Origin of the sequence: Stenotrophomonas chelatiphaga, from assembly GCF_001431535.1 — a bacterium.
Taxonomy (GTDB): Bacteria; Pseudomonadota; Gammaproteobacteria; order Xanthomonadales; family Xanthomonadaceae; genus Stenotrophomonas; species Stenotrophomonas chelatiphaga.
Genome location: NZ_LDJK01000050.1, coordinates 66,374 through 74,767 on the forward strand (window position 1 = coordinate 66,374; position 8,394 = coordinate 74,767).

7 protein-coding genes are annotated in these 8,394 nt (G+C 67.7%); 1 reads left to right on the top strand and 6 read right to left on the bottom strand.

Annotated elements, in window-relative coordinates:
• The 6 genes from ABB28_RS11660 to ABB28_RS11685 all read right to left on the bottom strand — a co-directional run bounded on the left by ABB28_RS11660 (window position 1) and on the right by ABB28_RS11685 (window position 6,646).
• Window positions 1-1,119 (bottom strand): nuclear transport factor 2 family protein, encoded by a 1,119-nt coding sequence (locus ABB28_RS11660; protein WP_057508790.1) that lies wholly within the window; start codon window positions 1,117-1,119, stop codon window positions 1-3.
• Between the two features lie 69 nt (window positions 1,120-1,188).
• Window positions 1,189-2,226 carry a helix-turn-helix domain-containing protein gene (locus ABB28_RS11665; protein WP_057508791.1) on the bottom strand — a complete coding sequence of 346 codons (1,038 nt, stop codon included), beginning with the start codon at window positions 2,224-2,226 and terminating at the stop codon, window positions 1,189-1,191.
• 192 nt (window positions 2,227-2,418) lie between these two features.
• Window positions 2,419-3,297 carry a polyprenyl synthetase family protein gene (locus tag ABB28_RS11670; RefSeq protein WP_057508792.1) on the bottom strand — a complete coding sequence of 293 codons (879 nt, stop codon included), beginning with the start codon at window positions 3,295-3,297 and terminating at the stop codon, window positions 2,419-2,421.
• Window positions 3,287-3,547: an exodeoxyribonuclease VII small subunit gene (locus ABB28_RS11675; protein WP_057508793.1), complete on the bottom strand. Its 261-nt coding sequence runs from the start codon at window positions 3,545-3,547 to the stop codon at window positions 3,287-3,289. Before ABB28_RS11675 ends, ABB28_RS11670 begins: the two co-directional genes overlap by 11 nt.
• A 36-nt stretch (window positions 3,548-3,583) precedes the next feature.
• Window positions 3,584-4,870 (bottom strand): tRNA lysidine(34) synthetase TilS, encoded by a 1,287-nt coding sequence (tilS, locus tag ABB28_RS11680; RefSeq protein WP_057508802.1) that lies wholly within the window; start codon window positions 4,868-4,870, stop codon window positions 3,584-3,586.
• A 69-nt stretch (window positions 4,871-4,939) separates the two neighbouring features.
• The gene (locus ABB28_RS11685) at window positions 4,940-6,646 is read right to left on the bottom strand and encodes an alkaline phosphatase (protein ID WP_057508794.1); all 1,707 of its coding nucleotides are present in this window, start codon (window positions 6,644-6,646) and stop codon (window positions 4,940-4,942) included.
• Between the two features lie 151 nt (window positions 6,647-6,797).
• Between ABB28_RS11685 and ABB28_RS11690 the strand changes: the two genes are divergently transcribed.
• Entirely contained in the window at window positions 6,798-8,129 is a 1,332-nt protein-coding gene (locus tag ABB28_RS11690) for a dicarboxylate/amino acid:cation symporter (protein WP_057508795.1), read from the top strand.
• Window positions 8,130-8,394: the final 265 nt, after the last annotated feature.

Sequence of the window (8,394 nt, forward strand, 5' to 3'; positions counted from 1 at the left end):
TCAGGGTTTGACCTGGCCTGACCATGACTTGGAGACGACCATCCAGTTGCCGTCAATGCGGGAAAGCGCCAGGTAGTCCTGACCCTTCCAGCGGGGGTAATCGAGGCTCAGCTTCACCACGGCGGCGTTTTCACTGACGTCCAGGATTTCGTAGCGGCGGTAGCGCAGGTCTTCGTCCGCAGCCACGCCGGTAAAGCCGGTGGCCCATTCCTCGGCGCTCTGGGTGATCACGCGGCGCTGCCCCGCCGAGTAGCCGAGCACGACGCCGTCGCGTCGCAGGACCTCGAACATCCGGTTGGCGTCACCGGTTTCGAACGCCTGCATGAGCTTCTGCATGATCTGATCCACCTCGGCGCGCCCGCCGCGCAGCACCTCCACCACGGCCTTGGCTACCGGCGCGGCCGAGGCGTAGTTCTGGCCGGTGACCACCCGCCCATCGACTTGGATGTAAGGCTGTTCGCTGTCGATCGCGCTGAAGGTGCCGCCACGTGCGGTGACCGTCTGGCCGATCAGGAACGGGAACTGCTTGAAGTAGGCCGCGTCCTGCTGTTCGTGCTGTTCCGGATAGCCGGTGATGCGTTTGCCGGCGAGCAGGCTCTGGCCGCCGCTGAGGGTCAGGTCCACGATGCCGGCGGTGCCGTGGCAGACGGCCGACACCACCCCACCGTTGCGCTCGTAGACATGCACGGCGATGCGCTGCAGTTCCGGGTTTTCGGCCACGCCGTACATGGCGTTGCTGCCGCCGACGTAGTACACGGCGCGGTACAGGGACGGATCAACCTGTGCGGGCGCGATGGTGTTGCGCAACCCGGACATGATGCGCGGGTCCTGCTGGCGCGCTGCCACATCGTCGCTGACGTAGGAATCCAGGATCGGCACGGCCCCGCCATCGGGCGAGACGAAGTCCACGGCATACCCTGCATCGTGGAAGACGTCCCATGCGTTGACGACCTCGCCGAAGCTGACGCTGGCCGGCAGTGCGGAACCGCCGTGGACTTTACTGCTGGAGAGCACGAACAAGATGCGCTGCGGGGTGGCCGCCTGCACCGTGGTGACCGCGCCGATGCAGGCGGCCAGCAGCAGCATCAGCAGGGGGCGGATGAAACGGGATGTGTACATGGTGCGGACTCACGGGAAGGAGTCCGGACATTAGGTGATCCCTTTCAGATCAAGGTATTGCGTCGTGTTTCAGGAGTGCTGGAATGCGTTTCCGGAGTCGCTGCGGCGGCTGCGGAAGGCGGCGGGGGTGATGCCCTCGTGCTTCTTGAACGCGCTGTGGAAGGTCGACATCGACTGGAACCCGGCTTCGGTTGCCACGATCTCCAGCGGCTTCATCGGCACCTGCAGCAGCAGCGACTTGGCTTCGGCCACCCGTAGCTGCGTCAGGTATTGCTTGAACGAGGTCTGGTTGTCGGCGTTGAGCACCTGCGACAGCCGGGTCTGCGGTACGCCCATGCGACGGGCCAGGCGCGGCAGGGTCAGGCCGGGATCCAGGTGCAGGCGCTCGCGGGCCATCAGTTCGGCCAGCGCCTGCAGCTGGGTGGCGGCCTCGTCGGTCGGGATACGGCGGTCCTGGTAGGGCTCGATGGCGGCCTTCCCGGAGCGCAGCCGCAGGTAGACCAGCACGCTGGACACCAGCACGAAGGTGAAGCTCAGCGCGCCGACGATGTAGGAGGTGTAGCCGGCAGTGTAGTAAGCGGTCCAGATCAACCAGATGCCGACCAGCGCGCCCAGCAGCAGCGGGCCGGACGGACTTCGCGCCAGGCGCGAGCGGTGGCGGTAGACCTCGACGGTGGCCAGCAGCAGGTAGGCCAGCCAGGCGTAGTTGATGCCGGGGGTAATGAGGTTGCGCCACAGCACATCGTTGCCTGTGTAGGGCAGGAACAGGTTCACCGCCACGGTGATGATGATCAGCGCGGTGAGATGCCAGCGGTCCACGCGGCTGGCGGCGGGCGTGTTGCCCTGGGTGGAGCGGATAAGGAAGTACAGGCAGGGGCCGATCAGGAAGCAGGCGCTGAGGCCGTGCTGCAGGGCGATGCGCGGGATGTCCGGCCAGAAATGGAACACCACCGATTTGCCGGTGCGCACGCCGACCGCCAGCACCAGCAGGGACAGCCAGCGCTGGGTGGGTTCGCCCTTTGCGCGCCACCAGAGAAAGCTGGAAAGGCCGAGCCCCATGAACGCGCCGAGCATGGCGAAGAAGAACAGGAAGTGCTGGCTCAGCATGGTCTAGGCGTCCTTTCGCTAGGGGGTTGCTGGCGGGGTGTTGGACATTATGGACCGGGCGGTGAAGCGTGACGACCAACGGTCGTCACCTACCAGGGCAGACGGCCAGCGCCAGGGCAGACGGCCAGCGGCCGTCACTACCGAAGCGTGACGACCAACGGTCGTCACCCACCGAAGGCCGTCACTACCGGGTCAGTGGTCGCGTTCTATGGCCAGGCGGCCGAGGGCGCGCAGGGCGTTGGCTTCTTCGCCGTAGCCGGCCAGGGCGTCGTCCATCACCGCGCTCAGTTCGGCCAGCTTGGCCTTGGCGCCGTCCAGGCCGAGCAGGGCGGGGAAGGTGGATTTGTCCTGCGCGACGTCCTTGCCGGCGGTCTTGCCGAGCTGTTCGGAACTGGCTTCCACGTCCAGGATGTCATCGCGTACCTGGAACGCCAGGCCCAGTGCATCGGCGAAGCGGTCCAGGCGCGCAAGGTCTGTGGTCGGGGCGTGGCCGCACAAGGCGCCCATGCGCACCGCAGCGCGGATCAGCGCACCGGTCTTCAGGGCGTGCATGCGGGTCAACGCGTCCAGTGACTGCAGCTGGCCGGTGGCATCGATGTCCAGCGCTTGTCCGCCGCACATGCCGGCCGCGCCGGAGGCGTGTGCCAGCGACTGCAGGCAGGCAACACGCAGCTCCGCCGGTAGCGCCGCTTCGGCCAGCAGGCTGAAGGCGCGGGTCTGCAGGGCATCACCGGCCAGGATGGCGGTGGCTTCGTCGAAGGCGATGTGGGTGGTCGGCTTGCCACGGCGCAGGGCGTCGTCGTCCATCGCGGGCAGGTCGTCGTGGACCAGCGAATAGGCATGGATCAATTCCACCGCCATCGCCGGCGCATCCAACTGGTGCGGGTCGGCGCCGAATACTTCACCGGCCGCATGGACCAGCAGCGGACGCATGCGCTTGCCGCCGCCCAGCACCGAATGGCGCATGGCCTGGTGCAGCCGGCGCGGGGCGTCGGCAGCGGAAGGCAGGGCGGCGTCGAGCTGGCTTTCGATGCGATCACGCAGGCGCGCGAAGGTCGCTTCAACCGTCATGGGACGGCGGGTCGAAAGGCTCGGCGTTGTCCGGCTGGGCCGGATCGGTGAGCAGGCGCACGCGCAGCTCGGCCTGTTCCAGCGCCTGCTGGCACTGGCGGTACAGGCCGACGCCGCGTTCGTAGGCGCTGAGCGAAGCTTCCAGGCTGAGCTCTCCGGTTTCCATCTGCTCTACGAGCTGCTCCAGTGACTCGAGCGACTGCTCGAACTGGGCTACCGGGGAGGCGTTTTCGGGGGTTTTCTTAGCCATGCGACAAGTGTGGACGGCCCGCGCGCAGGGGTCAATTCACCAACCGCCCGGGCGCCAGTGCAGCCGGGCATCGTGAAGCTGCAGCCAAGCCTGCAGCGGCGCGGACAGCACCACGTCGGCAGCGGCCTGCAGCTGGCCATCGGCGAACAGCAGCGGCAGCTGGCGGCGTCGCCACGGCGCCAGGTGTTCACGCTGCAGGCAGTCCTTCAGCGCGTGCTGGTGATTGCGGCCGGGCAGCTGGATGCGCTCGCCGCCGTGCCGGCCCGTGACCCGCATCGGCGCGTCGAAGGCTGCCGCACCCTGCAACCGCAGTTGGCCGCCGTCGGGCAGGGCCAGCGGTGCGCGGCCATCCCACGTGGCCTGCCAGCCGGCCGGCAGCTGCGGCAGCACGGCCGGCAGCAGGTACCAGTGGCCGCGCCATTGGCGGATGCTGTGCTGTTGCCAGCGCACCTGCGCATCACGATCCGGCGCGGCTGGCAGCAGCTCGTGCTCCAGCTGGGACACCACCCGGGCGGGCAGCGCGGGCACACCGTGGGCCAGCACCCAGCGCCGCAGCACGCGGGCACGACGCTGGGGCGAAACCTGCCGCAGCAGCTCCACCGACAGCACGCGCGATGCCACCTGCAGGTGCTGCAGCAGCTCCTCGTCTTCTTCGTCCAGCATCCGCCGCGTGTCGCCACACTGGGCGGCACTGGCGGCCAATGCCGGGCCGGCATGCGGCCAGCGCTGGCGCAGCAGCGGCAGCACGTGCAGGCGCAGGAAATTGCGGTCCGGGCCGTCGTCGGCGTTGCTGGGGTCTTCGATCCACTGCAGTGCATGCTGCCGTGCATAGGCGAGCAGCGCGCTGCGCGGCACCTGCAGCAGCGGCCGCCACAGCCGATGCGCGCCAAGTTCCGAATCGGCCGCCATCGCCGCCAACCCATCCACGCCGGAACCGCGCAGGGCACGCAGCAGGAAGGTTTCGGCCTGGTCATCCTGGTGCTGGGCCAGTGCCAGGGTCTCGTCATCGCGCAGTTCGGCGGCGAACGCGGCGCGTCGGGCCTGCCGCGCGGCGGCCTCCATTCCCAAGCCCGCATCCAGATCCACCGCGACGCGGTGGATGCACAGCGGCACGCCCAGTGCATCGCACTGCTGCTGGCAGTACAGCACCCAGTCATCGGCTGCGGCCTGCAGCCCGTGGTGCACGTGCACGGCACGCACGCCCACGCCTGCCGCCGCGGCCGAACGCTGCAGCCAGTGCAGCAGCACGGTCGAATCCAGCCCGCCGCTGTAGCCGACCAGCAGGGGGGTATCGACACGGGCGAGGGCAGGGAACAGGGGCATGGGCAGCACGAAAAAAGGCGGCGACCAGTATGGTCGCCGCCTTCGTATTGCTCCAGTCCCGCCGCGCGCTTATTCGGCCGGCGCGTTGCGCTCGAACGTGACCGGCGCCGGCAGTTCCACCGGCACGCCGTTGCCATCGCAGGTGCCGGCCTGGCACAGGCGCTCGCGCAGGCGCGGCGTGGCCTGCACGATCATGTGGTAGATCGCGTTCTGTTCCAGCGTGCCGCGGATCGCCTTGCTGCCGGGGCCGCGCGCCCAGATGCCCACGTCTTCGCCACCGTGCGATTCACTCTTGCCCGGTACCAGCGCTTCCTGCATGTAATCCGGGTGTTCGGTATCCACGGCGGTCAGGTCCGGACGGCCGGTGGCCGGGTCGAAGCTGGACGGGTTGTGCGGGTAGCGCTTGGGACCGGCCGGTTGCTGGTTGCTAGCGCCAGTGAAGCCGGGGCCGTTGGCATAGGTAAGTGTCGTGTACGGCTGACCGCCACCGTCGCGGGCCAGGTCCAGCGCGCCCAGGCCGTCTTCGCCGCCCTTGTCCTTCACCTTGCCCAGGATCGGGTTGCCGCGGGCCGGGTAGCCGACGAAGTTCAGGGTGTGGGAGTGGTCGGCGGTGACGATGATCAGGGTGTCATCGTCCTTGGTCATTTCGTTGGCCACGCGCACCGCATCGGACATCGCCACGGTATCGGTCAGTGCCCGGTAGGCGTTGCCGCTGTGGTTGGCGTGGTCGATGCGCGCCCCTTCGATCATCAGCACGTAGCCCTGCTTTTCCCTGGACAGGTTGGCGATGGCGGTGCGGGTCAGTTCGGCCAGGCTCGGCTCACCGCCGGCATCGTTCGCACGTTCGTATTCGTACTGCATGTGGTCCGGCTCGAACAGGCCGAAGATGGCCGGCGCGTTGGCCGCTGCGTTCAGCTGGTCGGCGTTCCACACGTAGGCGCCCTGCGGGTTGGCCTGCTGCCATTCGGTGACCAGGCTGCGCCCATCCAGGCGCTGGCCGACCTTGTCGTCGTACTCGGGATCGCGCTCTTCCACCGTGGTGAACTCGCCGCGACCGCCGCCCAGGATCACCTGCGGACCGCGGCCGAAGCGCGAGGTGGTCAGCAGCTGCTGGGCGATGTCCTTGCAGCCGGCGGCCTTGGCCTCTTCGGTCAGGTCGGTATCGTTTTCCCAGTTGCGTTCCGGCGAATGCGCATAGGTGGCCGCCGGGGTGGCGTGGGTCAGCCGCGCGGTAGTGACGATGCCGGTCGCCATGCCGGCGCTGTCGGCCAGCTGCAGCCAGCTCAGCAGGCCCTTCTGCAGGCTGTCGGCGCAGTCCGGACGCTTGCCGGCGCTGACCCCGATGGCGCCCATGTGGGTCTTCACGCCGGTGGTGATCGCGGTCATGGTGCCGGCCGAATCGGGGGTCTGCGAGTCGACGTTGTAGGTCTTGCTGAATGCCGTGGCCGGGAAGCGCTCCCAGGAAAGCAGGTTCTCTTCGCCGGATGCGCCCTTGCGCTGGCCTTCGAAGATGCGCGCGGCGGCCACGGTGGTCAGGCTCATGCCATCGCCGAGGAACAGGATGACGTTTTTGGCTTTGCCGTTCATGGCGCCATTGCCGGCTGCCTGGGCCGCGCCACTGCGGTACCACCACTGCGGGGTCTCGCCATCCGGGTGGGCCACGGTGGGCACCGTGATCGACAGGCCGGCCGGGCTGGATGCCTGCGGCGTGCTGGAACAGGCGCCCAGCAACAGGGTTGCGGCAGTGGCGGCGAGCAGGGAGGTGGTACGGATCATGGACAGCGCGTCCTCACGAAACGAAACAGGTGTTCATTATGACCGGGTGGACAAGGCATGCCGATGACACGCTGATTTGTCCGCAGGCTGGTCGTACGCCGGGCCCGCTTGGGCTAAGGTGCGAACATCGTTCTCTCCCCCTGGAATTTCCATGAAGCTGGTCTCTGCCTGGCTGCGCATCCCGTTCTGGCAACGCGTGGTCGCAGGCTTCGTCCTTGGCGCCCTGGCCGGCTGGCTGATGGGCCCGGCCGCTGAAACCTGGTTCGGCCCGCTGGGCGACCTGTACGTGACCCTGATCAAGATGATCGCGGTGCCGCTGGTGTTCTTCGCGGTCATCAATGCGATCTCTTCGCTGCACGGGCAGAAATCGGTGGCCGCGCTCAGCGGGCGCACCTTCCTGTGGTTCGTCATCACCGCCGCGCTGGCGGTCGGCATCGGCCTGCTGGTGGGCACGGTGATGCAGCCCGGTACCGGCGGCCTGCAGCTGGCGATGGCACACAACTACGTGCCGCGCGAGGTGCCCAGCGTGGTGCAGGTGCTGCTGGACGTGGTGCCGTCCAACGTGTTCTACGCGCTGAGCGGCATCGGCACGCGGGTCAACGCGGCCGGCGAAACCGTGCTGGCCGCGGGACGTGGTTCGATCCTGCCGGTGATCTTCTTCGCCGGGCTGGTGGGCTTTGCCATCGTCAAGCTGGGCGAGAAGGTCGGCCAGGCCCGCCAACTGGTCGGGCAGATGAGCGAGATCATGATCCAGGTGACCCGCTTCGTGCTGGAAGTCACGCCCATCGGGACCTTCGGCCTGATCGCCGGGCTGGTCGGCAGCTACGGCTTCGAAAAGCTGCTGCCGCTGGGAAACTTCGTGCTGGCGCTGTACATCGCCTGCGCGCTGCATATCGTGGTGGTGTACAGCGCGCTGCTGCTTTCGCACGGCCTGAATCCCCTGAAGTTCTTCCGCGGTGCCGCGCCGGGCATGCAGGTGGCCTTCGTCAGCTCGTCCAGCTTCGCGGCGATGCCGGTGGCGTTGCGTTCCATCACCCACAACCTGGGCGTCAACAAGGACTACGGTTCGTTCGCCGTGCCGCTGGGTGCCAGCATCAAGATGGACGGGTGCGGGGCGATCTACCCGGCGCTGTGCGCGGTGTTCATATCGCAGTACAGCGGGGTGCCCATGTCACCGGAGCAGTACCTGATCGTGCTGATCGCTTCGGTACTGGGCAGCTTCGGTACGGCCGGTGTACCGGGCACGGCGGTGGTGATGGCCACCGTGGTGCTGAGTGCCGCCGGGCTGCCGCTGGAGACCATCGGGTACCTGTATGCGATCGATCGCATCCTGGACATGATGCGCACGATGACCAACGTCACCGGCCAGATGCTGGTGCCGGTGCTGGTGGCCAAGGAGACCGGGCTGCTGGACCAGAGTGTGTACGACAACCCGTCGACCAACGTGGGCATCGACGATCCGGATCCCGCCCCGCGGGCGTGAGGTGGTGCGCAGGGTAGTGACGGCCGCTGGCCGTCACCGCTCCAGGGCTAGAGCGTGACGACCAACGGTCGTCACCCACCCAGGCAATGGTCGTCACCCACCCAGGCAATGACCGTCGGCCACCCGGATCAAGTGCTTGACGGCCAGCGGCCGTCACTACCGAAGCGTGGGCAGGAGATGAAGCGGGGGCGTACGCGGTCGCCTCAGCACCAGTAACAGCTATCTTCCAACTGTCTCTTCAACAACAGTGCAGCTGAAGACGGAA

Bases quoted from the DNA above. Each gene is read 5' to 3' on its own strand.
- ABB28_RS11660 (WP_057508790.1), bottom strand. From the start codon at position 1,119: ATGTACACATCCCGTTTCATCCGCCCCCTGCTGATGCTGCTGCTGGCC.
- ABB28_RS11665 (WP_057508791.1), bottom strand. From the start codon at position 2,226: ATGCTGAGCCAGCACTTCCTGTTCTTCTTCGCCATGCTCGGCGCGTTC.
- ABB28_RS11670 (WP_057508792.1), bottom strand. From the start codon at position 3,297: ATGACGGTTGAAGCGACCTTCGCGCGCCTGCGTGATCGCATCGAAAGC.
- ABB28_RS11675 (WP_057508793.1), bottom strand. From the start codon at position 3,547: ATGGCTAAGAAAACCCCCGAAAACGCCTCCCCGGTAGCCCAGTTCGAG.
- tilS (WP_057508802.1), bottom strand. From the start codon at position 4,870: ATGCCCCTGTTCCCTGCCCTCGCCCGTGTCGATACCCCCCTGCTGGTC.
- ABB28_RS11685 (WP_057508794.1), bottom strand. From the start codon at position 6,646: ATGATCCGTACCACCTCCCTGCTCGCCGCCACTGCCGCAACCCTGTTG.
- ABB28_RS11690 (WP_057508795.1), top strand. From the start codon at position 6,798: ATGAAGCTGGTCTCTGCCTGGCTGCGCATCCCGTTCTGGCAACGCGTG.